Source organism: Kitasatospora sp. NPDC049285 (assembly GCF_040678815.1).
Classification (GTDB): domain Bacteria; phylum Actinomycetota; class Actinomycetes; order Streptomycetales; family Streptomycetaceae; genus Kitasatospora.
Genome location: NZ_JBFAQR010000033.1, coordinates 53576 through 77289, shown reverse-complemented (window position 1 = coordinate 77289; position 23714 = coordinate 53576). Strand labels below are relative to the sequence as shown.

General features: G+C 73.0%; 17 protein-coding genes. 4 read left to right on the top strand and 13 right to left on the bottom strand.

Annotated features, from left to right (window positions below; all coding sequences use genetic code 11):
• The 12 genes from AB0K51_RS21480 to hisC all read right to left on the bottom strand — a co-directional run.
• The coding region (locus AB0K51_RS21480; RefSeq protein WP_363457803.1) for an RHS repeat domain-containing protein at window positions 1-1169 on the bottom strand (1169 nt) is incomplete at its 3' end.
• A gap of 104 nt (window positions 1170-1273) precedes the next feature.
• Window positions 1274-3076: a GAF domain-containing protein gene (locus AB0K51_RS21475; RefSeq protein WP_363457800.1), complete on the bottom strand. Its 1803-nt coding sequence runs from the start codon at window positions 3074-3076 to the stop codon at window positions 1274-1276.
• A gap of 131 nt (window positions 3077-3207) precedes the next feature.
• Window positions 3208-6768 carry a thiol reductant ABC exporter subunit CydD gene (cydD, locus tag AB0K51_RS21470; protein ID WP_363457809.1) on the bottom strand — a complete coding sequence of 1187 codons (3561 nt, stop codon included), beginning with the start codon at window positions 6766-6768 and terminating at the stop codon, window positions 3208-3210.
• Window positions 6769-6804: 36 nt separating this feature from the next.
• A complete protein-coding gene (gene cydB / locus AB0K51_RS21465; protein ID WP_363457797.1) occupies window positions 6805-7812 on the bottom strand; it encodes a cytochrome d ubiquinol oxidase subunit II in 1008 nt (335 codons plus the stop codon).
• Between the two features lie 11 nt (window positions 7813-7823).
• Window positions 7824-9362: a cytochrome ubiquinol oxidase subunit I gene (locus AB0K51_RS21460; RefSeq protein ID WP_363457794.1), complete on the bottom strand. Its 1539-nt coding sequence runs from the start codon at window positions 9360-9362 to the stop codon at window positions 7824-7826.
• Between the two features lie 271 nt (window positions 9363-9633).
• Window positions 9634-11091, bottom strand: a complete 1458-nt coding sequence (locus tag AB0K51_RS21455) for a HAMP domain-containing sensor histidine kinase (protein ID WP_363457791.1) — start codon at window positions 11089-11091, stop codon at window positions 9634-9636.
• Between the two features lies 1 nt (window position 11092).
• Window positions 11093-11854 (bottom strand): response regulator transcription factor, encoded by a 762-nt coding sequence (locus tag AB0K51_RS21450; RefSeq protein WP_363457788.1) that lies wholly within the window; start codon window positions 11852-11854, stop codon window positions 11093-11095.
• Between the two features lie 86 nt (window positions 11855-11940).
• Window positions 11941-12552, bottom strand: coding sequence for a DUF5666 domain-containing protein (locus tag AB0K51_RS21445; protein ID WP_363457786.1), 612 nt, complete (start codon window positions 12550-12552; stop codon window positions 11941-11943).
• A gap of 10 nt (window positions 12553-12562) precedes the next feature.
• Window positions 12563-13765, bottom strand: a complete 1203-nt coding sequence (locus AB0K51_RS21440) for an ABC transporter permease (RefSeq protein ID WP_363457783.1) — start codon at window positions 13763-13765, stop codon at window positions 12563-12565.
• Window positions 13762-14535: an ABC transporter ATP-binding protein gene (locus AB0K51_RS21435; protein WP_363457780.1), complete on the bottom strand. Its 774-nt coding sequence runs from the start codon at window positions 14533-14535 to the stop codon at window positions 13762-13764. Before AB0K51_RS21435 ends, AB0K51_RS21440 begins: the two co-directional genes overlap by 4 nt.
• Complete coding sequence (locus tag AB0K51_RS21430) at window positions 14535-15923, bottom strand: biotin/lipoyl-binding protein (protein ID WP_363457777.1); 1389 nt, start codon at window positions 15921-15923, stop codon at window positions 14535-14537. The genes AB0K51_RS21435 and AB0K51_RS21430 overlap by 1 nt, the downstream gene beginning before the upstream one ends.
• A gap of 282 nt (window positions 15924-16205) precedes the next feature.
• The gene (gene hisC / locus AB0K51_RS21425; protein WP_363457774.1) at window positions 16206-17282 is read right to left on the bottom strand and encodes a histidinol-phosphate transaminase; all 1077 of its coding nucleotides are present in this window, start codon (window positions 17280-17282) and stop codon (window positions 16206-16208) included.
• Between the two features lie 286 nt (window positions 17283-17568).
• Here hisC and AB0K51_RS21420 point away from each other — a divergent pair, with 286 nt between their 5' ends.
• From AB0K51_RS21420 to AB0K51_RS21410, 3 genes are all read left to right on the top strand, one after another.
• Window positions 17569-18726 carry a LacI family DNA-binding transcriptional regulator gene (locus tag AB0K51_RS21420; RefSeq protein ID WP_363457771.1) on the top strand — a complete coding sequence of 386 codons (1158 nt, stop codon included), beginning with the start codon at window positions 17569-17571 and terminating at the stop codon, window positions 18724-18726.
• A 144-nt stretch (window positions 18727-18870) separates the two neighbouring features.
• Complete coding sequence (locus AB0K51_RS21415) at window positions 18871-20022, top strand: metallophosphoesterase (protein WP_363457769.1); 1152 nt, start codon at window positions 18871-18873, stop codon at window positions 20020-20022.
• Between the two features lie 157 nt (window positions 20023-20179).
• Entirely contained in the window at window positions 20180-21085 is a 906-nt protein-coding gene (locus AB0K51_RS21410; RefSeq protein WP_363457766.1) for a hypothetical protein, read from the top strand.
• Here the strand turns inward: AB0K51_RS21410 and AB0K51_RS21405 are convergent.
• Window positions 21046-22548, bottom strand: coding sequence for an MFS transporter (locus AB0K51_RS21405; RefSeq protein WP_363457764.1), 1503 nt, complete (start codon window positions 22546-22548; stop codon window positions 21046-21048). The two genes, AB0K51_RS21410 and AB0K51_RS21405, sit on opposite strands and share 40 nt — an antisense overlap.
• A gap of 148 nt (window positions 22549-22696) precedes the next feature.
• On the opposite strand from AB0K51_RS21405, the gene AB0K51_RS21400 reads away from it, so the two are divergent.
• On the top strand, window positions 22697-23695 hold the full coding sequence (locus AB0K51_RS21400) for an Lrp/AsnC family transcriptional regulator (protein WP_363457762.1): 999 nt from the start codon (window positions 22697-22699) through the stop codon (window positions 23693-23695).
• Window positions 23696-23714 lie beyond the last annotated feature (19 nt).

Here is a 23714-nt window from a genome sequence, read left to right as displayed (position 1 = left end):
TGGGCGTGTTCGTTGATCAGGTAGGTGGTGGTGTGGCCGAGGGCGTTGGTCTCGGTGTGCGCGGCGAGGCCGGTGGCGGGGTCGGCCTCGCCGTACGCGAAGTGGAAGCGCAGCGCGCCGTCGGCGCCGCCCTCGTCGGTGACGCGGTCGTGGGCGTCGTAGGCGTACAGGTAGCGGGAGTCGTTGCGGTCGGTCCACGACAGGATGCGGCCGTCGCCGTCGTTGGCGAAGCGCAGCGCCTTGCCGCTGGAGTTGTAGACCGCGGACAGGTGCCCGTCGGTGTAGCTGTAGCGCATCAGGAGGGCGTCGCCACCGCTGTCGCTCGCGCCCGCCAGGCGCAGGGCGGTGATGCGGTCGGCGTCGACGGTGACCAGCAGCCGGTAGCCGCCGGAGTGGGTGATCGAGAGAGGGACACCGTCCTCGTCGTAGGCGAGGGTGTAGTGGCGGCCGTGCCGGTCGCGGACCTCGGTGAGCAGGGCCTCGTCGCCCTCGGGCATCGGGGTGAAGGTCTTCACCAGGCCGGTGGCGGGGTCGGTGACGGTGAACAGGCCGTCGTGCAGGGCGAGTTCGTGGCGGGAGCCGGCCGAGGCGTATACCGGGTCGCCGGGCTCGGGCAGCGGGTAGGCCTGGGTGATGCGGTCGGGGCGCAGGTGGACCACGCCGTCCTCGTCGAGTTCCAGGCGCTCGTCGAAGCTGCAGATCCAGTGCGCGCCCATCCACCGGCCCGCCCGGTAGCCGGACTCGAAGTTCCGGGTGAACAGCAGTGGCAGCGAACCGGGCAGGTTCACATCCGTCTGGTCGATGAACATCCGGCCCGTCGCGATGTCGACGGGCTCACCCGGGCACTTGCGCGAGACGTGCTCACGGCCTTCGGTCCGCGGCGACTTCACCTGCTCGCGGCCGCGGCCCTTCGGATGCGAGCCACCGCGCCGGCCGTGACCACCGCCGCCGGAACGCGGGTGGTTCAGGCCCTTGCCCTCGCCCTTGAAGATCTTCTCGAGGTCCTTGGCGTGCTTCTCCTCGATGTCCCGGACGTTCTTGGCGACCTTCTTCATGTTGTCGCCCGCATGCCGGTAGAAGTTCTTCAGCGCCTTCCCGGCGTCCTCCACCAAGGTCTTGCCCAGCCGCTGCGCCCCGTCCTCCAGCGCCTTGACGATCTGATTGCTCATCAGAAGCAAACCCCCGTGATCCCCGACCGCGTCACGCCAGAACGTAGCGGAGCCGTCCACCGGTTGACACCCCGATGGCGAACTCTTGACTCCTCAGGGCAGATTCACAGCCGGGCGGACCAGCGCACCCGGGTGCCCCGGCCGTGCGGCCCCGGTTCGTGCCAGGCGTCGCCGCCGAGCGCCTCGGCCCGCCGGGTCAGGTTGCGCAGGCCGGAGCGGCGGCCGCCCTCGGGGATGCCGACGCCGTCGTCGGTGACGGTGAGCAGCACGCCGGGACGGCCGGGGCGGTCCTCGTCCTGCGGGTCGCCGGAGACCGGGCGGCCGTCCTCGCCGAGGTGGACGGTGGCGTCGAGCTCCACCGAGACCCGGGAGGCGCGGGCATGCCGGGCGGTGTTGGAGAGCATCTCCCTTAGTGCGGCGAGCAGTTGGCGGGAGGCCTGCTCGCCGACCAGGCTCTCCACCGGGCCGCGGAAGGTGACGGTGGGTCGGAAGCCGAGGGCGGCGGCGGCCTGGCTGGCCTCGCGCAGCACCCGGGTGCGCAGGGTGTCCGGCTCGTCGTCGGTGTCGCCGTGCTGCAGGGCGTAGATGGTGGTGCGGACCTCCTGGATGGTGGCGTCCAGCTCGTCCACCGCCTGGCCGATCCGGTCCTTCACCTCCGGGACGACGGCGCGGCGGGCCGCGCTCTCCAGCATCATGCCGGTGGCGAACAGCCGTTGGATGACCAGGTCGTGCAGGTCGCGGGCGATCCGGTCGCGGTCCTGGAAGACCGCCAGGCGCTGCTGGTTGCGCTGGTACTCGGCGAGCCGGAGGGCGAGCGCGGCCTGCGAGGCGAAGGTCTGGGCGAGCTGCTTCTCGGTGTCGGTGAACGGCATGGTGCCCGCCCCGCGCCAGACGCAGAGCGCGCCCAGCACCCGGCCCGCCGAGACCATCGGCACCGCCATGGACGGCCCGAACCGGCGCGCCAGCCGGTCGAACTGGGCGTCCGAGGCGGTCTCCGGGGCGTACGCCAGGGCGTCCAGGTACACCGCCTCGCCGGCCAGCAGCCGGGGGGCGAAGCCCCGTTCGGGCAGCAGCTCGCCGGTCAGGTAGTCGGCGCGCTCCCCGGAGGCGTGCGCCACCCGCATCCGGTCCTCGCCGGCCGGGAGCAGGATCATCCCCAGGGCGCCGTCGGCGAGTTCGCGCACCTGCTCGGCGGCGACGGTCAGCGCCACCTGCGCCTCGTCGGAGGAGAGCAGCGAGGTGGTCACCGCCGCCGCGCCGGTGATCCACCGTTCGCGGCGGCGGCCCTCCTCGAACAGCCGGGAGTTCTCGATCGCCACGCCCGCGGCGGCGGCCAGCGCGTGCACCACCTGCTCGTCCTCGGGGGTGAAGGCGCCGCCGCCCTTCTTCTCGGTCAGGTAGAGGTTGCCGAACACCACGCCGCGGACCCGGATCGGCACCCCGAGGAAGGAGGTCATCGGCGGGTGGTGCGGCGGGAAGCCGGAGGAACGCGGGTCCTGGGACAGGTCGGCGAGCCGCAGCGGCTCCGGGTCGTCGATCAGCGCGCCGAGGATGCCGCGCCCGGTCGGCAGGTGGCCGATCCGGGCGGCCGTCTCGTCGTCGATGCCGATGTGGATGAAGTCCGACAGTCCCTTGCCGTGCGGGTTGACCACGCCGAGCGCCGCGTACTTCGCGTCCACCAGCTCGGCCGCGCCGCTGGCGATCCGCTGCAGGGTGGCGTGCGGGTCCAGCCCGGCGCCGACCGAGACCACCGCCTCCAGCAGCCGCTGCATCCGGTCGGTCACCGCGGCGGCCGACTGCAGCCGCTCGGAGACCTCGGTGACCAGGGTGTCCAGCCCGAGCGAGGCGATCTCGGGGATGCGCGGCGGGCCGCTGTCGGCGGGCGGCTGCTCCGGCGGGGTCTCCATGCGACCAGTGTGCCCGTTTGCGCCGCTATGTCCGATCATCGCATCGCGCGTCTCGCTGCGGGTTGCCCCGGACGGATCCTCCCGACGCGTCTCGCCTCCGCATGCCCCGGACGGGTCCTCCCGACGGTCCGTCAGAGCGCCACCGCCTCCCCCGCCCGCTCCTGCGCGATCATCGCCGCCAGTAGGCCGTCCTGACGACCCGCCAGCTCGGACCAGCCGCCGCGCTCCACCACCCGGCCGCCGTCCAGCACCAGCACCTCGTCCACGCAGCCGTCGTCCAGCCCCGCCAGGCGGTGGGTGATCAGCACGGTCGTCCGGCCCTCGGTGGCGGCCAGCAGGTCCGCCGTCAGCGCGTCCGCCGTCGGCAGGTCCAGGTGCTCGGCCGGCTCGTCCAGCACCAGCACCGGGAAGTCCGCCAGCAGCGCCCGCGCCAGCGCCAACCGCTGCCGCTGACCGCCCGACAGCCGCGCCCCGTGCTCCCCCACCATGGTGTCCAGCCCGTCCGGCAGCCCCGCCACCCACTCCCACAGCCGCGCCTTCGCCAGCGCCGCCCGCAGCTCCTGCTCACCGGCGTCCGGCCTGGCCAGCCGCAGGTTCTCCCGCACCGAGCTGTCGAAGACGTGCGCGTCCTGCGCACACAGCCCGACCACCCGGCGGACGTCGTCGCCCGCCAGCGCCCGGGTGTCCACAGCCTGTGGACACCCGTCCGCCAGCACCACCCCGCCCGCACGCTGCTCGACGAAGCGCAGCAGCACGTTCGCCAGGGTGGTCTTGCCGGAGCCCGACGGCCCGACGACCGCCACCCGGCGGCCCGGGGTGAGGACCAGGTCGAGACCGTGCAGCGCATCGCGCTCGGCGCCCGGCCAACGGGCCGTCAGGTTCTCGATCCGGAGCGGGAGCCGCACCTCGGGGAGCGCCCGCGGGTCGGACGGCTCGGTGACGGGGGCGGGAGCCGACAGCACCTCGTCGAGCCGCTCGCGGGACGCCCGGGCCCGCTCCCGGAACCGCATCGCCGTCGGCATCCCCACCACCGCCTCGAACGCGGCCAGCGGGGTCAGCACCACCACCGCCAGGCACACCCCGGACAACGTGCCGGCCGCCACCGCCTGCACACCCGCCGCGGCGGCCGCGGTGACGGTCAGTCCGGTCACCAGCGCGACCAGCGCCGCGGAGAGCGCCGCCGACGCCGCGGAGCGGGCGGCGAGCCCGGTCAGCGTGCGGTCCGCCGCGCGGGTGGCCTCGAGGCGGGCGGGCAGCGCGCCCGCGACGGTCAGCTCGGCGGTGCCGGTGAGGGTGTCCACGACGCTGGTGGCGAGCTCGCCGCGGGCCGGGGCGTGCCGGCGCTCGGTGCGACCCGAGATCCAGCGCTCCAGCAGCGGGACGGCCGCGCCGGCGAGCAGCAGCCCGACCGCGAGGACCGCTCCCGCGAGCGGGAGGAACGCCGCCAGCGCCAGCGACGCGGCGACCGAGACCAGTGCGGCGACGGCCGCCGGCAGGCGCCAGCGCAGGTGGAAGTCCTGCATCGCGTCGACGTCCGAAACCAGCCGGGAGAGCAGGTCCCCGCGACGGAACTGCGGGAGCGCCGCCGGGGCGAGCTGCTCCAGCCGGCGGTAGACCGCGGTGCGGACGGTCCCCAGAGCCTTGAGGACGGTGTCGTGCGACACCAGCCGCTCGGCGTACCGGAACACGCTGCGCCCGATGCCGAACGCGCGGACCGAGGTGACGGCGACCATCAGGTACAGCACCGGCGGCATCTGCGACGCACGCGAGATCAGCCAGCCGGAGGTGGCCATGAGAGCGACGGCGGAGCCGAGAGCGAGGGCACCGAGGAGGACGGCGAGCCACAAGCGCGGGACGCGAGCGGAGGGAGCAGGCAGGGGCGCGGGGAACTGCGCGGGGTGGGAAGTCCCGGGGGCCAGGTCGGGGGATGACGGAGCCTCAGTCTCAGCTTCCGGCCCACGCTGCGAGGTCTCACCGTTCGCAGAGCCCGCACCAGGGAGCGGCTGCTGCACATGCCCGGGCTGGAGCTCCGTTTCTTCCGCTTCGCGCAGTTCCCCGCGCCCCTGGCGGGGCGCGTTCTGGCGGGGCGCGTCGAGGTGGAGGTGAGTGTCGGCGAGGGCCGTGAGGGCGGGGCGGTGGGTGATGAGGAGGACTGTGCGGTCGAGGGTGCGGAGGGTTTCGAGGAGCTTCGCCTCGGTGAGGGGGTCGAGGTGGGCGGTGGGTTCGTCGAGGATGAGGAGGGGGCGGGGGGTGAGGAGCGCGCGGGCGAGGGCGAGGCGTTGGCGTTGGCCGGCGGAGAGGCCCTGGCCGTTCTCGGTGAGGACGGTGGCGGGGGTGGCGAAGTCGACGTGCGCGGCGGCCATCGCGGTGGCGAGGTCCTCGGGGGTGGCGTCGGGGCGGGCCAGGCGGAGGTTGTCGGCGACGGTGCCGGCGAACAGGTGGGGGTGCTGGGGGACCCAGGCGATCTGGCGGTGCCAGGTGGCGAGGTCGGTCTCGGCGAGGGGCTGGTCGCCGATCAGGATCCGTCCGGCGTCCGGCTGGACGAAGCCGAGCAGCGCCGAGACGAGGGTGGACTTGCCGGCGCCGCTCGGCCCGGTGACGACGGTGGTGCGGCCGGCCGGGATCTGCAGGTCGAGCCGGTGCAGGGCGTCCGTGTCGCGTCCGGGGTGACGGACGGTCAGGCCCTCGATCCGGACCGGGACGCCGGTCAGGGCGGGGGCGGGCCGGGTGCCGGCGGCGGGCAGCGGGGTCTCCAGGACCTCGAAGATCTCCGCGGCGGCGGTGAGGCCCTCCGCGCTGGAGTGGTAGAGCGCGCCGACCTGCCGCAGCGGGAGGTAGACCTCGGGGGCGAGGACCAGGACCAGCAGGCCGGTCTCCAGGTCGAGGGTGCCGTTGACCAGGCGGAAGCCGATGGAGACGGCGACCAGGGCGACCGAGAGGGTGGAGAGGAGTTCCAGGGCGAAGGAGGAGAGGAAGGCGAGCCGCAGGGTGCGCAGGGTCGCGCGGCGGTAGTCGTCGGTGATCCGGCCGATGGCCTGCGCCTGGGCCTTGGCGCGGCCGAAGACCTTGAGGGTGGGCAGGCCGGCGACGACGTCGAGGAAGTGGTGGGAGAGCCGGGCGAGGCCGTGCCACTGGCGGTCCATCCGGGACTGGGTGGCGTGGCCGATCAGGATCATGAAGAGCGGGATCAGCGGCAGGGTGACGCAGATGATCGCGGCGGACTCCCAGTCGGCGCCGACGATCCGGGTGAGGACGACGAGCGGGACGACGACGGCGAGGGCGAGCTGCGGGAGGTAGCGGGCGAAGTAGTCGTCGAGGGCGTCGATGCCGCGGGTGGCCAGGGTGGCGAGGTCGCCGGTGCGGCGGCCGGAGAGGTAGCCGGGGCCGAGGGCGGTGGCGTGGTCGAGCAGCCGGCGGCGCAGGGTGGACTTGACGGCGGCGACCGAGCGGTGGGCGGTGAGTTCGGTGAGCCAGGCGACCAGGGCCCGGCCGAGCGAGACCAGGGCCAGGCCGAGCAGTGGTCCCCAGAGCGGGTGTTCGCCGTGCTGGAAGGAGCGCACCACCAGTGAGGCGATCAGCGCGGCCTGGGCGACCAGCAGGACCGCGCCCGCCCCGCCGAGGAGGACGGATCCGGCGAGGAAGGCGCGGGTGGTGCGGGCGTACGCCAGCAGCCGGGGGTCGATCGGACGCATCCTCTGCTGGCGGTCCATCAGGTGTGCTCCTGCGGGTCAGTGGTGAGCGGCGGCGGGGATGTTCTGGACGCCGATCCGGCGGCGGAAGACCCAGTAGGTCCAGCCCTGGTAGAGCAGCACGATCGGGGTGAAGACCAGGGCGACGATGCTCATCACCTTGAGGGTGTACGGCGAGGAGGAGGCGTTGCTGACGGTCAGTGACCAGGCGTCGTTCAGGGTCGAGGGCATGACGTCCGGGAAGAGCGAGAGGAAGAGCATGCCGACGGCGGCCACGATGGTCAGGCCGGAGAGGGTGAACGCCCAGCCCTCGCGGGCCAGCCGGTTGGCGGCGAGCGCGCCGACCAGGGCGAGGACGGCGACGACCAGGGCGGCCAGGCTCCAGCCGTTGCCGGAGTGCGCCTGGGTCCAGACCAGGAAGACCGCGGCGAGCACGGCGGTGGCCAGTCCCAGCGCGGTGGCCTGGGCGCGGGCCCGGACCCGGATGTCGCCGGTGGTCTTCAGCGAGGCGAACACCGCGCCGTGGAAGGTGAAGAGCACCAGGGTGGTGAGTCCGCCGAGCAGCGCGTAGGGGTTCAGCAGGTCCCAGAAGGTGCCGACGTAGTTCTTGTCCTGGTCGATGTCGACGCCGTGGACGATGTTGGCGAAGGCGACGCCCCACAGGAAGGCGGGCAGCAGGGAGGTCCAGAAGATGGCGGTCTCCCAGTTGCGCTGCCAGCTCTCGCCGGTGCGCTTGGCCCGGTACTCGAAGGCGACGCCGCGGACGATCAGGCAGACCAGGATCAGCAGCAGCGGGATGTAGAAGCCGCTGAACAGGGTGGCGTACCAGTCGGGGAAGGCCGCGAAGGTGGCGCCGCCGGCGGTGAGCAGCCAGACCTCGTTGCCGTCCCAGACCGGGCCGATGGTGTTGATCAGGACCCGGCGCTCGGTGGTGTTCCGGGCGAGGGTGCGGGTGAGGATGCCGATCCCGAAGTCGAAGCCCTCCAGGAAGAAGTAGCCGATCCACAGGACGGCGATCAGGATGAACCAGAGGTCGTACAGGTGCATGTGATCCGTCCTCAGTACGCGAAGGCGAGCGGCTTGTCGGTGTCCTCGTCCGAGGGGCCGCGCAGGGTCGGGTCCTTCGTGGGCGGCTGCTCGGAGGTGTCCGGGCCGGCCGCGGCGTACTTGGCGAGCAGTCGGACCTCGATGACGGCGAGGATCGCGTAGAGCAGGGTGAGGGTGGTCAGCGAGCCGATCTGGGTGCCGACACTGACGTTGGGGGAGACCGCGTCGCGGGTGCGCATCAGGCCGAAGACCACCCAGGGCTGGCGGCCCATCTCGGTGAAGATCCAGCCGAAGCTGTTGGCGAGCAGCGGGAAGCCCATGGTGAAGATGCCGATCCGCCAGCTCCAGCGGGTGAAGAAGACGTTCATCTCGTGCTTCTTCGTGAGCATCAGCTTCGGCGGCTCGTCCTCGCCGGTGCGGTGCTCGGGGGCCAGCCAGAACTTCCGGCGGGTGGTCCACAGTCCGATCAGCGCGGCGACGAAGGACGTCATGCCGAAGCCGATCATCAGCCGGAAGCCCCAGTAGGTGACGAAGATGTTGGGGATGTAGTCGGTCGGCTGACCGCCGTACTTGGCGGCCTCGGCGGCGGCGGTGTCGTTGATGCCGGGCACCGACGAGGAGAAGTCGCTGTGGGCGAGGAAGGACAGTATCCCGGGGATCTCCAGCTCGACCGAGTTGTGGCCCTGGGAGACGTCGCCGACGGCGAAGATCGAGAACGGTGCGGGCGCCTGGGTGTCCCAGAGGGCCTCGGCGGCGGCCATCTTCATCGGCTGCTGCTCGAACATCACCTTGCCGAGGGTGTCGCCGCTGATCGCGGTGCCCAGGCCCGCGACCACCGCGATGGCCAGGCCGACCCGCAGCGAGGTGCGCATCGCGGCGGTCTTGCGCTTGTCGGGCTGCTTGCCCTGCTTGGCCCGCCACAGGTGGTAGCTGGCGATGCCGACCACGAAGGCGGCGCCGGTGAGGAAGGCCGCGGTGAGGGTGTGGAAGACCTGGACCAGCGTGGTGTTCTGGAACAGCACCCGCCCGATGTCGGTGAGTTGGGCCTTGCCGGTGGCCGGGTTGATCCGGTAGCCGACGGGGTGCTGCATCCAGGAGTTGGCGGCCAGGATGAAGTACGCGGAGAGCGCGGTGCCGATCGCCACCAGCCAGATGCAGGCCAGGTGGATCTTCTTCGGCAGCCGGTCCCAGCCGAAGATCCACAGGCCGATGAAGGTGGACTCGAAGAAGAAGGCGATCAGCGCCTCCATCGCCAGCGGGGCGCCGAACACGTCGCCGACGAAGCGGGAGTAGTCGGACCAGTTCATGCCGAACTGGAACTCCTGGACGATGCCGGTGACCACGCCCATCGCGATGTTGATCAGGAAGAGCTTGCCCCAGAACTTGGTGGCGTGGAAGTACTTCTCCTTGCCCGTGCGCACCCAGGCCGTCTGCAGTCCGGCGACGATCGACGCCAGGCTGATGGTGAGCGGGACGAAGAGGAAGTGGTAGACGGTGGTGATGCCGAACTGCCATCGCGCGATGGTCTCGTGAGCGACTGCTAGCTCCACTGCGCCCTCTCTCACTGGATTGCCACATACCGGACAAACGCATACGTAGCACGCGAACGCGCCGAAGTAGGCCAAGCTTGCCCGCTTGTGAACGTGAACACGTTCACAAGGTGAGTATCCATGATGCTTATCGGTGCGGTTGCACGGGGGTGGGTGTTTTCGGACAAGCCGATGATCTGATGCCCGTTCGGCCGTCACAAGCAGCACGCGGGCAGGCACGGTGGACCGAACGGCGCTTGACAGTTCGTCCCCGGTTGGGCGTCGGACCAGCTCAGCGCTGGTGCGGCAGCTCCACCCGGAAGGCCGCGCCGGCGCCCGGCGCGGTGCTCAGGGTCAGCTCGCCGCTGTGCGCCTCCACCAGTGCGGTGGCGATGGCCAGGCCGAGACCCGCTCCCCCGCCGTCCTGGCGGCTGCGCGAGGCGTCCACCCGGTAGAACCGTTCGAACACCAGGGCGGCCTGATCGTCCGTCATGCCGGGACCCTGGTCGGCCACTTCGAGCAGGCAGGCGCCGCCGGAGCGGCCCACCCCGATCCGCACCGCGGTGCCCGGCGGGGTGTGCTTGACCGCGTTGCCGACCAGGTTGGTCACCACCTGGCGCAGCCGGGCCTCGTCGCCGAGCACCGGGGCGGGCTGCGGGGCGCCGGCGCCGCCCGGGCCGGTCAGCGCGACCGGGCGGCCGGGGTCGAGCGCGGTCAGGTCGTGCAGCGCGTCGGCGGCCAGCGTGCGCAGGTCCATCGGCGCGAGGTCGAGCGGGCGCTCCTCGTCGAGGCGGGCCAGCGTCAGCAGGTCCTCGACCAGGCCGCCCATCCGGACCGCCTCCGACTCGATCCGGTCCATCGCCCGGTCCACGTCCTGCAGCGCGCCCATCCGGTGCAGTTCGGCGAAGCCGCGGATGCCGGCCAGCGGGGTGCGCAGCTCGTGCGAGGCGTCGGCGACGAAGCGGCGCATCCGGGCCTCGGAGGCGGCCCGGGCCGCGAAGGCGGTCTCGATCTGCGCGAGCATCCCGTTCAGCGCGGTGGACAGCCGGCCCACCTCGGTGCGGGCCGGCAGCTCGGGCATCCGGTGGGACAGCTCGCCGGCCGCGATCCGCTCGGCGCCGAGCTCCAGCTGCCGCAGCGGGCGCAGCCCGGCGCGCACCGCCAGCGCGCCGAGGCCGGCCAGACCGACCAGCAGCGCACCGCCGATGGTGAGGAAGGTGGTGCGCAGGTGGTTGGTGGTCGCCCGGACGTCATCCAGCGGGACGGCGACCTCGACGAACGCGGGGGAGGTGAAGTCCCCGGCGGTGGAGCGCTGCAGCGGCAGCACCAGCGAGCGCCACTCGCTGTTCCTGGGTACCTCGGTGGTGAACGGGGTGCCCTTGCGCTTGGTGAGGGCGGCCGCGGAGAGCTGCGGCAGCTGCGGGGCCGGGTCGGACTCGGCGAGCGGCTGCCGGACGACGCTGAGCACCGAGCCGTCCGCCGCCAGGTAGCGGACCAGGTACTCGCTGGGCAGGATCTGCCCGGCCCGCCGGTTGACCTGCTGCGGGCTGAACACCGAGACCGGGGCCTGCTGGCGGGACGGGGCGCGGCGGGAGAGCGGTTCGGCGAAGCGCTGCAGCTGCTGGTCGGCGCGCTCCACCAGCTGGCCGCGGACCGTGCCCAGCACCAGGGTGTCGCTCACCACCAGGCCGGTGGTGACCAGCAGCAGCGCCAGCACCAGCAGCCGCACGCGCAGCGAGAAGCGGGCCATCTCAGCCGTTCGGCGGGCGGCGCAGCGCGTAGCCGATGCCGCGCACCGTGTGGATCAGCTTCGGGCCGTGCGCCGGACCGGAGTCGAGCTTGCGGCGCAGGTAGGAGATGTACGACTCGACGATGGAGAGGTCGCCGCCGAAGTCGTAGGCCCACACGTGGTCGAGGATCTGCGCCTTGGAGACCACCCGGCCGACGTTGGCCATCAGGTAGTGCAGCAGCTTGAACTCGGTGGGGGAGAGCGAGACCGGGACGCCGCCGCGGGTGACCTCGTGCGCGGTGGGGTCCAGGGTGAGGTCGGCGACCACCAGGCGGCCGTCGTCGGCGGGGCCGCCGGCCCGGCGGAGGATCGCCCGGATCCGGGCGATCAGCTCCTCCAGGCTGAACGGCTTGGTGACGTAGTCGTCCGCGCCGACCGCCAGGCCCTGCACCTTGTCACCGGTACCGTCCTTCGCGGTGAGGAACAGCACCGGGACGTGCTCGGGGCTCTGCGGCCACTGGGTCTGGTCGCGCAGCCGCTGGACGACGGTGAAGCCGTCCAGGTCGGGCAGCATCACGTCGAGCACCACCAGGTCGGGGCGCTCGGCCGCGACCGCGTCCAGCGCCTCCTGGCCGGTGGCGGCCGAGGCGACCCGGAAGCCGGAGAACCGCAGGCTCGCGGAGAGCAGCTCGCGGATGTTCGGCTCGTCGTCGACCACCAGCAGGAAGGGTTCCCCGGCCGCGGAGTTCACCTGGGCCGGGGCCGACTGCACTGTGCTTGACACGGTTGATCCGCCTCCGGGTCGGACGATGGGTCTCCTGTGGACCTTAGCCCGGGCAGGCTACGCACCGTGGATGAAGATTGGATGAGTCATCCATTCGTGCCCGAACCGGTACCGGTTCCGGTTCCCGTTCCGGTGCCCCGGTTGCCGCCGCCGAAACCGCCGAACCCGCCGGCCGCGCCCTCGGAGAGCTGGCTCGCCGCGTACGAGCCGTCCGCGCCCTTGGTGCCGACCACGGTGACGCTCTGGCCGGGCTGCAGGTCGGTGACCTTGCCGTCCTTGTTCATGGTGACCTTGGTCGAGTCGCCGGTGGTGACCTTGATGGTGTTGCCGTTGGCGTCGGTCAGGTAGACGGTGTTGCCGTCCACCGACTTGACGGTGCCCCGGGCGAAGCCGCCGCCGGCCGCGCCGCCGGGGAAGCCCTGGCCGGTGCCGCCGTTCTGGCCGCCGCGGCGGGAGCCGTTCTGGCCGTAGCCGGGGAACTGGCCGTTGCCGCCACCCGCGGTGGCGCGGGTGTTGGTGGCCGTCGTGCCGTTGTCCTTCTGGTACCAGACACCGCCCGAGAAACCCAGCACCGCTATGACGCAGCCCGCCAGCGCCAGGGTGGGCCAGGGGAGCTTGCGGCGCGGCGGCGCGGCCAGCTCGGCGGTGACGTCGCGGGCGTCCGGCGCGGTGGCCAGCAGCTCCTGGTCGTCCGACATGGGGGTCTCCTTATTCGTGCCGCAGGGCGTCGATGGGGCGCAGCGAGGCGGCCCGGTTGGCGGGGTAGCTGCCGAAGAACAGTCCGATGGCGACGGCGATGCCGAAGGCGCCGAGCACCGACTCGGGGATCACCACCGGCTTGATGCCGACCACCGAGAAGTGCGAGCCGATGATCCCGGCGAGCACGCCGAGGCCGGCGCCGATCACCGAGAGCAGGGTGGACTCGGCGAGGAACTGGCCGAGGATGACCGCGCGGGGCGCGCCGAGCGCCTTGCGGATGCCGATCTCCTTGGTCCGCTCGGTGACGGTGACCAGCATGATGTTGGTGATGCCGATGCCGCCGACCAGCAGCGAGATCGCGGCGACCGCGCCGAGCAGCACCGTGAACGTCTTGGTGGTGGACTCGCGGGCGGACAGCAGCGAGGTCTGGTTGCTGATCCGGAAGTCGACCTTGGTGGCGTCCTTGATGGCGTGGGTGCCCATCAGGATCCGGGTGATGTCGGCCTGCGCCTCGGTGGTGGACTCCGCGGAGGAGGCCTGCACCAGGATCTGGTTGACCGAGCCGAAGCCGGTGAAGGCGTTCTGCACGGTCGGCAGCGGCGCGATCACCACGTCGTCGGGGTCGTTGAACCCGGTGGAGCCCTTGGTGGTGAGCACGCCGACCACGGTGAACGGGGTGCCGCCGATGGTGATCTTCTTGCCGATCGGGTCCTCGGTGTCGAACAGCTGCTTGGCGGTGGTCGAGCCGAGCACCGCCACCTTTCGGGAGTTCAGCACGTCGTCGGCGGAGAAGTAGTCGCCCTTGGCGACCTTCTGGTTGGCGGTCTCGAAGTACGCCGGGTAGGTGCCGACGATCTGCCCGGGCTGGTACGAGATGTTCCCGTACAGCGCGGTGCCGGTGGTGGTGACCACCGGGGCGACCGACTTGATCGACGGGGTGTCGGTGGCCGAGGCGAGCGCCTTGGCGTCTTCCACGGTGAGCTTCTTGGCGGCGGTGGCGGCGCCGCGGGAGGCGGAGGAGGAGACGGTCAGCGAGTTGGTGCCGAGCGAGGTGATCGACTCCTTCACCGCCACCGAGGAGCCGTTGCCGACGGCGAGCAGCAGGATCACCGAGGCCACGCCGATCAGCACGCCGAGCATGGTCAGCCCGGAGCGGACCTTGTTGGCGGCGAGGCCGCCGACCGCGAAGCGGAGCATCTGCCAGGCGATCACGCGAGCACCTCCGCGGCCAGGGCGGGCGGCGGGCCGTCGACCGGCGCCTGCCGCACGTCGCTGATGATCGCGCCGTCGACCAGGCGGATGACCCGCTTGGCGTGCCGGGCGACCTCGTCCTCGTGGGTGATCATCACCACGGTGCGGCCGAGCACGTTGAGGCGGTCGATGATGCCGAGCACCTCCTCGGTGGAGTGGCTGTCCAGGTTGCCGGTGGGCTCGTCGGCGAGCAGCATCGCGGGCGCGGTGACCAGGGCGCGGGCCACCGCGACGCGCTGCTGCTGGCCGCCGGAGAGCTGGTTGGGCTTGTGTCCGGCGCGGTCGGCGAGGCCGACCAGGCCGAGCGCGGCGAGCGCCCGGCGGCGCCGCTCGGCGGCGCGCACCCCGGCGTAGGCCAGCGGCAGTTCGACCTGGGCGAGCGCGGTGGTGCGCGGCACCAGGTTGAAGGACTGGAAGACGAAGCCGATCTTGCGGTTGCGCACCAGTGCCAGCTGGCCCTCGTCGAGGTGGCCGACGTCGATGCCGTCCAGCAGGTAGCGCCCGGCGGTGGGCACGTCCAGGCAGCCGAGGATGTTCATCAGGGTGGACTTGCCGGAGCCGGAGGAGCCCATCACCGCGACGAAGTCGCCCTCGTCGATGTCCAGGTCCACGCCGAGCGGCGTGCCGTCCTGGCCGGCCGGTCCGCGCAGGGCGTGCACCACGGCGTCGCCGTGGCCGTACGACTTGGTGACCCGGCGGATCTGGATCACCGGGGGCTTGGCGGTGCCCATCAGCGGGAGCCTCCGGCCGCGCCGCCGCCGCTGCGGGTGCCGCCGCCGCCGAAGCCGCCGCCCGTCCCGCCGAGGCCGCCCGCGCCGCCGTTCAGGCCGGGGAAGTTGCCGGACGGGAAGCCGTTGCCGGTGCCGGCGGTGGTGGAGGTCAGCTCGACCTTCTCGCCCTCCGTCAGGCCGTCGGTGACCTGCACGGTGCTGTCGCCCTCGACGCCGACGGCGACCTGCACGCGCTCGGTGGTGCCGTCGTCGTGGACCACGGTGGCGGTGCGCGTGGCGCCGGTGCCCTGCAGGGCGGCGGCGGGCAGCGACAGGGCGTTGTCGGCCTCGCCGGTGGTCACCGCGATGGTGGCGCTCAGGCCGGTGCGCAGGGTGGAGGTGTCGCCGGTGATCTGCAGCGTCGCGCCGTACTGCACGGCGCCGTTGCTGGAGCTGGAGGGCAGCGAGGAGACCGACAGCACGGTGGCGTTGAGCTTGGTGTCGGACTGCGCGTTGAGGGTGACGGTGGCAGCCTGGCCCTTCTTCAGCTTCAGCGAGTCCAGCTCCGAGAAGGAGGCGTTGACCTGCATCCCGGTCGGGTTGGTCAGCACGATGAAGCCGGACAGCCCGGTGCTGCTGGAACTCCCCGTGCTGGTACCGGTCTTGCTGCTGCCGGACGAGCCGCCGGAGGAGCCGGAGGAGGAGCCGGACGAGCCGCCGGAGACGGTCTCGCCGACCTTGCCGGAGATCGAGGCCACGGTGCCGTCGGTGAGCGCGGTCAGCGTGGTGCCGGCCAGCGCCGCCTTGGCGTTGGTCAGCGAGGTCTCGGCGCTGTCGACCTGCTGCTGGGCCTGGGCGACCTGCGCCTGGTCGACCTTCACCGTGGTGGTGGTGCTCGGCTGCGGGGTGGGGGTCGCGCCGGCGCCCGCACCGCCCGTGGACCCGCTGCGGCTCGAACCGCCGCTGCCGGAGCCGGAGTTGCCGGTCGAGCTGCCGGGCACGGTGGTGGTCACCGTCTCGCCCGCCTCGGCCTTGGTGAGGTTGGCCTCGGCGGTGTTCAGCGCGGACTGCGCCGCGTCCACCTGCTGTTGGGCGGCGGTGGTGTCGACCGTGGCCAGCACCTGTCCCTTGGTCACCGTGTCGCCGACCGCCACCTTGATCGCGGTGACCTTGCCACCGGTGGTGAAGTCCTGACCCGCGTCGGAGGGCGAGGTGAGCGTGCCGGATCCGGACACGGTGGCCAGGACCGTGCCCTTGGCGACCGTGGCGGTCCGGACCCTGGAGGTGGTGGCGGCCTTGCTGGTCCCGCTGTCCAGGGTGGTGTACGCCAGCGCGGCCCCGCCCAGCAGGGCCACGCCGAGCGCGGAGTTGACGAGGACGGCACCACGCCGTCGCGGAAGTACCTTCATGGCGGACAGCTTCGCCGGGTTCCTTTGCGCCGCCCTGTGCGGATCCTGGACGCCCGCTGGCAGCAGCGATCCGGACATATCCCCGCAAACATCCCGCCCGGACCCCACCGCCCTACCGGCCGACCACCAGCCCTTGACCGCCCTCCCAGAAACCTCCCAGCGAAGTCCCGTCCCCGGTTCACCCGCACCCGGGCGGGCGCGCACTCCGGGAAACGCCGCGCCGGGACGCGCAACCAGCGTGCGCGCCCCGGCGGGTGACGGTCGATCAGGTGGCGGAGGGGGTCAGAGCTCCTTGCGGAAGGCCTCGGCCGCGGCCAGGAAGAGGTCGTTGCCGCGCTCCTCGCCGATCGAGACCCGGACGCCCTCGCCGGGGAAGGGGCGGACCACCACGCCGGCCTCGGCGCAGGCGGCGGCGAAGTCGAGGGTCCGCTCGCCCAGGCGCAACCAGACGAAGTTGGCCTCGGAGTCGACCACGGTCCAGCCCTGGGCGCGCAGCGCGGCGGTGACCCTGGTGCGCTCGCCGACCAGCGACTCGACCCGCTCCAGCAGGGCGTCCTCGGCGCGCAGCGAGGCGACCGCGGCGTCCTGGGCGAGCTGGCTGACGCCGAACGGCACGGCGGTCTTGCGCAGCGCGGTGGCGACCTGCTCGTGGGCGACGGCGAAGCCGACCCGCAGGCCGGCCAGGCCGTAGGCCTTGGAGAAGGTGCGCAGCACGCAGACGTTGGGGCGGTCGCGGTAGAGCTCGATGCCGTCGGGGACGTCGGCGTCGCGGATGAACTCGCGGTAGGCCTCGTCGAGCACGACCAGGATGTGCGCGGGGACGGCGTCCAGGAAGCGGACCAGGTCCTCGCGGTGGATGGCCGCGCCGGTGGGGTTGTTCGGGTTGCAGACGAAGATCAGCCGGGTGCGGTCGGTGATCGCGGCGAGCATCGCGTCCAGGTCGTGGGCCTCGTCCGCGGTGAGCGGGACGGGCACGGGGGTGGCCCCGGCGACCTGGGTGATGATCGGGTAGGCCTCGAACGAGCGCCAGGCGAAGATCACCTCGTCGCCCTCGCCGGCGGTGGAGAGCACCAGCGACTGGGCCACGCCGACCGAGCCGGTGCCGGTGGCGACGTGCTCGGCCGGGACGCCGAAGCGCTGGGCGAGTTCGGCGGTGAGGCCGGTGACCGCCATGTCCGGGTACCGGTTGAACGATCCGGCGGCGGCGACCGCGGCCTCCAGCACGCCGGGCAGCGGCGGGTAGGGGTTCTCGTTGGAGGACAGCTTGAACGAGTCGGCACTGGCGGGCTTGCCGGGCTTGTAGGTGGGGATGCCGTCCAGGGTCGGCCGCAGCCGGGGCCCCTGCTCGCGCTCAACCACGGGGTTCTCCGTTTCTCTTTCCTCGGCGGTGGTGCCGTTGCGCCCCGGTCGGGTGCCGTGAACGATACCGACCGCCCTCACCCGTGAGGGTGAGATGCTCGTCCGGGTTACGGGTGCAGATCAGCCATTCTGCCGGGTTCCTTTGGCACATGTCAGAGGTATCGGAGCGGGAAAACCGCAGCTATCGAAGGGTGCCCGCCGGAGCCGGTCGCGGAGAAACGTATCTTCTGCGACCTGTAGCGAACCGGTCACGGAACGCCGTCATGCGCCATACGATCGGTCCGCCATGACAGCAGCAGCCAACCAGAACGGTCGGCGAGCCATCGCCTCACGGCGTCTGGAGCGGGCCGGCATCCGGGACGTCGCAGCCGCCGCCGGAGTGTCCATCACCACGGTCTCGGACGCCCTGAACGGCAAGGGCCGCCTGCCAGACGAGACCCGAAGCCGGGTGCGCGAGGTCGCCGAGCGCCTCGGCTACCGCCCGTCCGCCGCCGCCCGGACCTTACGCACCGGGCGGTCCGGCCTGATCGGCCTGACCGTCACCACCTACGGCGAAGAGCCCTTCACCTTCACCGAGTTCGCGTACTTCGCCGAGATGGCGCGGGCCGCCACCAGCGCCGCGCTGGGCCGCGGCTACGCGCTGGTGGTGCTGCCCGCGTCCTCCCGGCACGACGTGTGGAGCAACATCGCGCTCGACGGCACGGTGGTGATCGACCCGCCCGACCAGGACCCGCTGGTCACCGAGCTCTACCGGTCCGGGGTACCGGTGGTCAGCGACGGCAAACCGGGCAACTGCCCGGTCACCGCCTGGGTCGACAACGACCACGAGGCGGCCGTGCTGAACATCCTGGAGCACCTCAGCGAGGCCGGCGCCCGCCGGATCGGCCTGCTGACCGGCACCTCCACCGACACCTACACCCGGCTCTCCACCGAGGCCTACCTCGGCTGGTGCGCCCGGGTCGGGCAGGAGCCGGTCTACGAGGCGTACCCGGCGCACGACCCGGCCGCCGGGGCGGTGGCCGCCGACCGGCTGCTGGCCCGGCCGGACCGGCCGGACGCGGTGTACGGGCTGTTCGACCCGAACGGCACCGACCTGCTGGCCGCCGCCCGGCGCTACGGGCTGCGGGTGCCGGACGACCTACTGCTGGTCTGCTGCAGCGAGTCCGACGTCTACGCCAACACCGAACCCCCGATCACCACGCTGTCGTTGAAGCCCCGGCGGATCGGCACCACGGTGGTCAACCTGCTGATCGACGCCATCGAGGGAGTCGAGGCGGGCTCCCCGGCCGGCACCGGGCGGCTGTTCCCGCCGCGCTACCGGACCGCCGGGACCGGGCCGCCGCCCGGCACCCTGATGCCCACCGAGCTGATCGTCCGGGCCTCCTCGCAGCGCCGCAGTCCGCGCACCACGGTCAGCCCGCCGCGCCCGCCCGGCGAGGTGTGACCCGCCCGCCGCCCGCTCCGCCACTGGTCTGGACCATCCCAGACCGGGGCAGACCGGGCGGCCGGCGGACCGGCTGACGGCCCGACGGAACGGATTACCGACCAGGTGAGGACGGCGGGAGAGTGCGCTTTCTATGATGGGCGAATGACACCCGAGGACCTCTTCCGCGAGCCCGAGCACCAGCACTCGGTACCCCGCCCCCACCAGGACCTCGACGTGCTCCCGCAGGGCTCGTACTTCGAGCCGGCCGAGCCGGCCGGCTACCCGTACGAGGAGACCCACAGCACCTACGGCGGCGCCCGCTACCTCGAACAGCACTGGGCCCCCGCCCAGGCCCAGTTCATCGAGCCGGCCGGGCACGTCCCCGGGCACTACGCGCCCACCGGGGCGGCCCCGCACGAGGACCCGCCGACCATCGAACTCGGCCCGCCCATCCCCGAGATGGCCCCCGAGGTGCACTTCCCCTACCCGCAGCCCGAGCCCGGCGAGGGCCCCGGCCCGCTGTTCGTCATCGGCGACGTGCACGGCTACCTCGACGAGCTGCTCGCCGCGCTCCACCAGCAGGGCCTGATCGACGCCGACGGCCACTGGTCGGCCGGCCGCTCCCGGGTCTGGTTCCTCGGCGACTTCACCGACCGCGGCCCCGACGGCATCGGCGTGATCGACCTGGTGATGCAGCTCGCCGCCGAGGCCGCCGCCGCCGGCGGCTACTGCCGCGCCCTGATGGGCAATCACGAACTGCTCTTCCTCGGCGCCGCCCGCTACGGCGACGAACCGGTGCAGTCCACCGCCGGCACCGCCTCCTTCCTCGCCGCCTGGCGCCTCAACGGCGGCCAGCAGCACGACCTGGAGCGCCTGCAGCCGCACCACGTCAGCTGGCTGTCCCGGCTGCCCGCGATGGGCCTGGAGGACGGCCACCTGCTGCTGCACTCCGACACCACCGCGTACCTCGAGTACGGCGAGACCATCGCCGACGTCAACGACGCCGTGCACACCCTGCTCGCCGACGAGGGCATCGACGAGTGGTGGGACGCCTTCCGCAAGTTCACCAAGCGCTTCGCCTTCCGCGGCCAGTCCGGCGTGATGGCCGCGCAGGAGCTGCTCGCCATGTTCGGCGGCTACCGGGTGGTGCACGGCCACAGCCCGATCCCGTACCTGACCGGCGACCATCCGGAGGACGGCACCGCGCCGCACGTCCCCGGCCCCTACATCTACGCCGACGAGCTGGCCATCGCGATGGACGGCGGCGTGACCATGGAAGGCCGCCTGCTGGTCGCCCGGCTGCCGCTGAACTGACACCCCGGCCGCGACCGGCGCACTGAACAACTGAGCGGCGCTGCAAGGGGACTGAGCGCACTGAAGTTCCGGAAAGAGCCTGTCCGCGCGCTCCCGCACGCCCCTACGATCGAGGCTGCCGAGAACCCTCTCGTTGACCTCGCGGAACGGGGTACCCATGAGCAACGCCCCGCACCTGCTCGCCCAGGACCACCCGGACTTCTCGCGCATCCTGGACGAAGCACTGCGTGACGCATCCGTCCGGCAGGCGCTGAGCGCCCCCGGCCGGCACCTGAACGCCGAACAGCTGCACACCAAGGCCCTGGCGGAGGCCGACACCGTCGCCGCGCCCGCCGACCCCGAGTACCGCCACTACACCGCACTGCGGGCCGCCCTCGCCGAACGGGCCGCGCCCGCCGACGGGCCGCTCTCCCGGCCGCTGCGCAGCGACCAGGGCGCCGGGCTGTTCCCGGTGCTCACCGTGCTCACCCCGATCCTCGCCGGCGCGGCCGCCGTCATCCTGCTGCTGCTCGGCTACCTGCTGCGGGCCGCCGCCCCGGGCCTGGCGCTCGGGCGCAGCGTGGTCACCGCCGGCTGGGCGGCCCTCGCGATCGGCGCCGCCGCGCTGCTGATCGGCGGCGCCGGACTGGTCCTCACCGCGCTGCGCGACGGCTCCGCCACCCCCGGCGGCACCGACCCGCACCTGCACGCCGACCTCGCCGAGGCGCGGGCCGCCTGGCACACCGCGCTGCGCGAGCGCGCCGTCCTGCCCTGGCTGCACGCCAACCTCACAGGCGAACCGGCGATCGCCAGGCTGCCCGCCGCCCGGCCCGAACCGCCCGAGCTGCTCAGCCCCGGCTACAGCCCGGCCGCCTACTCCAGCCCCGGCTTCACCAGCCCCGGCGCGGAGGGCCTCACCGACGCCGAGGGCCGGGGCCCCCGCGGCGGGCCCGGGTACACCTCCCCGGACTTCACCAGCCCCGGCCCCGAGGGCCTCACCGACGCCCAGGGCAACCCGCGCCGCGCCGAGTTCACCGGCCCCGGCTACACCCCGCCGGACTTCACCGGCCCGGACGAGACCTGACGGACCCTCACCCGCCGTTCCCCCAGCGCCAGCGCCAGCGGCACGCCCGCCGCGCAGGCCACCGCACAGCCCGTCCACACCAGCGTGTACGCGCCCTCGGTGGGCACCCCGGCCCGCAGCACCAGGGCGTTCAGCACGGCCGCCGCGACCGCCCCCGCCGCGGCACCCGCCAGCGACTTCAGGGTGTTGTAGACGCCGGTTCCGATCCCGGTCTGGTCGGCCGGGAGCCGCCGCATCAGCAGCGCCGGCAGCAGGCTCAGCCCCAGGCCGCCGCCGAACCCGGCCAGCGCACCGCCCAGCACGAACTGCCACGCCGCGGCGTGCCCCAGCGCGATCACCGCGTACCCGGTGGTGCACAGCGCGAAGGCCAACCCCAGTACCCGGGGCACGTCCTGACGGGCCGCCAGCCGGTGTGCGGTGAGCGCGCCCGCCGTGGCCGCCGCCGTCTGCGGCAGCACCAGCAGCCCCAGCACCAGCGGCACCGCACCGAGCCCGTACCCGGTCTCGGCGGGCTTGGCCGCCTGGTACGCCAGCGTCGGCCCCTGCGCCCCGTACAGCGCGCAGCCCAGCAGGAAGCTCAGCCCGAACACCGGCGCGGTGGCCCGCCGGGCCAGTAGCCGGACGTCCACCATCGGCTGGTCCGTCCCCAACTCCCGCACCACGAACACCACCAGCAGCAGCACGCCGCCCAGCAGCAGCCCCGCGACGGCCGTGCCCGGCAGCACGGCGCTGCCGGCCAGGCCCGCCAGCAGCAGGGTCAGGCCCAGCGAGAGCAGCGCGGCGCCCGCCCAGTCGATCCGGCCGCGCGCCCGGGTCCGGGACTCCGGGACCAGCCGCCACACCACCGGCAACGCCAGCAGCGGCAGCGCCGCCAGCGCCCACAGCAGCGGCCGGGTCGCCGACGGCGCCGAGCCCAGCCCGCCGACCGCCAGTGCGCCCAGCGTCGAACCCACCGTCAGCGAGCCCACCAGCGGCCCCACCGCGCGGCCGCCGCGCTCCTCGCCCAGGTTGTCCCGCAGGATCGCGAACTCCAACGGCAGCCAGCAGGCCAGGAACCCGGCCAGCGCCCGGCCCAGCAGCAGCGTCGTCAGGTCCCCGGCCAGCGCCGTCACGACGAAGCCCAGCATGGTCAGCAGCACGGTGGCGCGCAGCAGGCGGCGGTGGCCGTACAGGTCGCCGAGCCGCGAGGTCAGCGGCACCGCCACGCCCGACACCAGGAACTCCACGCCCAGCGCCAGGCTCAGGTCGGACGCCCGCAGGCCCAGGTGCTCACCCACCCGCGGCAGCAGGATCGGGAACCCGCCCTGCAGCACGCCGCTGGCGAACTCCACCAGCACGAGCAGCGGGACGGCGGACGCGACGGCTCTGCCTGTGGCCGTGGCAGTGGTGTCGCTCTTCTCGGTGGCGTCGGTGGGGGAGTCGGCCGGGGTGGCGGGGGAGTCGGCCGGCGTGGCGGGGGTCATCGGCGGATCCACGGGGGTGCGGAGGGTGCCGCGGTCGGCGTCGCCGGCGCGGTCGGTGGGGGTGGCGGCAAGGATGACTAACCTGGAGGCCGAACCACCCGCCTCGCACGAATCCGCTCCAGCGGCTCTCCCGACGCAAGGATCAGCCATGATCGACGAGCTGGACCTGGCCCTGGTGGACGCCCTGCGGATGGACCCGCGCGCTCCCTGGTCCCGGCTGGCCGCCCCGCTGGGCGTCGACCCGGCCACACTGTCCCGCCGCTGGGCCCGCCTCACCGCCGACGGCGACGCCTGGGTGACCTGCTACCCCTCCGCCGACCGGATCGGCCGCGGCCTGTCCGCACTGATCGAGGTCGAGTGCACCGCCGACCGGGTCACCGAGGTCGCCGCGGAGCTCGGACGCCACCCGCAGACCGCCAGCATCGAACTGGTCACCGGCAACGCCGACCTGCTGCTCACCGTCGCCGCGCTCGACCACGCCGGGCTCACCGCCTACCTCCTCGACCGGGTCGGCACCGTCCCCGGCGTCCTGCGCACCCGCACCTCCCTGGTCGAACGCACCCTGGTCGAAGGCAGCCGCTTCACCAACGGCGCGCTGGACGCCGACCAGCGCCGCGCCCTCACCGTCTCGCCGCCACCCCCGCACCCGCTGCCGTCCCGCCGGATCGAGGAGGACCTCGCCCTCATCCAGGCCCTCGGCGCGGACGGCCGCATGCCCTACGCCGAACTCGCCGCCCGCACCGGCCTCCCCGCCTCCACCGTCCGCCGCCGACTCGCCGAACTCCGCGACTCCGGCCGCCTCGTGCTGCGCTGCGACGCCTCCCCCCGGGTCACCGGCCACCCCGTCGGCGCGATGCTCTGGCTCGACGTGCCGCCCACTCGCCTCCCCGAAGCCGCGCGCCGCCTCGCCGCGCTCCCCCAGACCCGCCTGTGCGCCGTCACGGTCGGCCCGGCCAACCTCGCCCTCTACCTGATCGCCCCCCAGATCCCCGACCTCCGCCGCATCGAGTCCGAACTCACCCGCCGCTTCCCCGAACTCCGCATCCTCAACCGCCAGATCACCCTCCGCACCCTCAAACTCGTCGGCCACCTCCTCACCCCGGACGGCCGCGCCACGGACTACGTCCCGATCGAACCGCGAGCCTGAGAGGCCCTCCGGGCCGAAA

What these genes read in the sequence shown, in the direction of transcription:
- AB0K51_RS21475 (WP_363457800.1), bottom strand. Translation starts at nt 3,076, where the DNA reads ATGGAGACCCCGCCGGAGCAGCCGCCCGCCGACAGCGGCCCGCCGCGC.
- cydD (WP_363457809.1), bottom strand. Translation starts at nt 6,768, where the DNA reads ATGCGTCCGATCGACCCCCGGCTGCTGGCGTACGCCCGCACCACCCGC.
- cydB (WP_363457797.1), bottom strand. Translation starts at nt 7,812, where the DNA reads ATGCACCTGTACGACCTCTGGTTCATCCTGATCGCCGTCCTGTGGATC.
- AB0K51_RS21455 (WP_363457791.1), bottom strand. Translation starts at nt 11,091, where the DNA reads ATGGCCCGCTTCTCGCTGCGCGTGCGGCTGCTGGTGCTGGCGCTGCTG.
- AB0K51_RS21445 (WP_363457786.1), bottom strand. Translation starts at nt 12,552, where the DNA reads ATGTCGGACGACCAGGAGCTGCTGGCCACCGCGCCGGACGCCCGCGAC.
- AB0K51_RS21435 (WP_363457780.1), bottom strand. Translation starts at nt 14,535, where the DNA reads ATGGGCACCGCCAAGCCCCCGGTGATCCAGATCCGCCGGGTCACCAAG.
- AB0K51_RS21430 (WP_363457777.1), bottom strand. Translation starts at nt 15,923, where the DNA reads ATGAAGGTACTTCCGCGACGGCGTGGTGCCGTCCTCGTCAACTCCGCG.
- AB0K51_RS21420 (WP_363457771.1), top strand. Translation starts at nt 17,569, where the DNA reads ATGACAGCAGCAGCCAACCAGAACGGTCGGCGAGCCATCGCCTCACGG.
- AB0K51_RS21415 (WP_363457769.1), top strand. Translation starts at nt 18,871, where the DNA reads ATGACACCCGAGGACCTCTTCCGCGAGCCCGAGCACCAGCACTCGGTA.
- AB0K51_RS21410 (WP_363457766.1), top strand. Translation starts at nt 20,180, where the DNA reads ATGAGCAACGCCCCGCACCTGCTCGCCCAGGACCACCCGGACTTCTCG.
- AB0K51_RS21405 (WP_363457764.1), bottom strand. Translation starts at nt 22,548, where the DNA reads ATGACCCCCGCCACGCCGGCCGACTCCCCCGCCACCCCGGCCGACTCC.
- AB0K51_RS21400 (WP_363457762.1), top strand. Translation starts at nt 22,697, where the DNA reads ATGATCGACGAGCTGGACCTGGCCCTGGTGGACGCCCTGCGGATGGAC.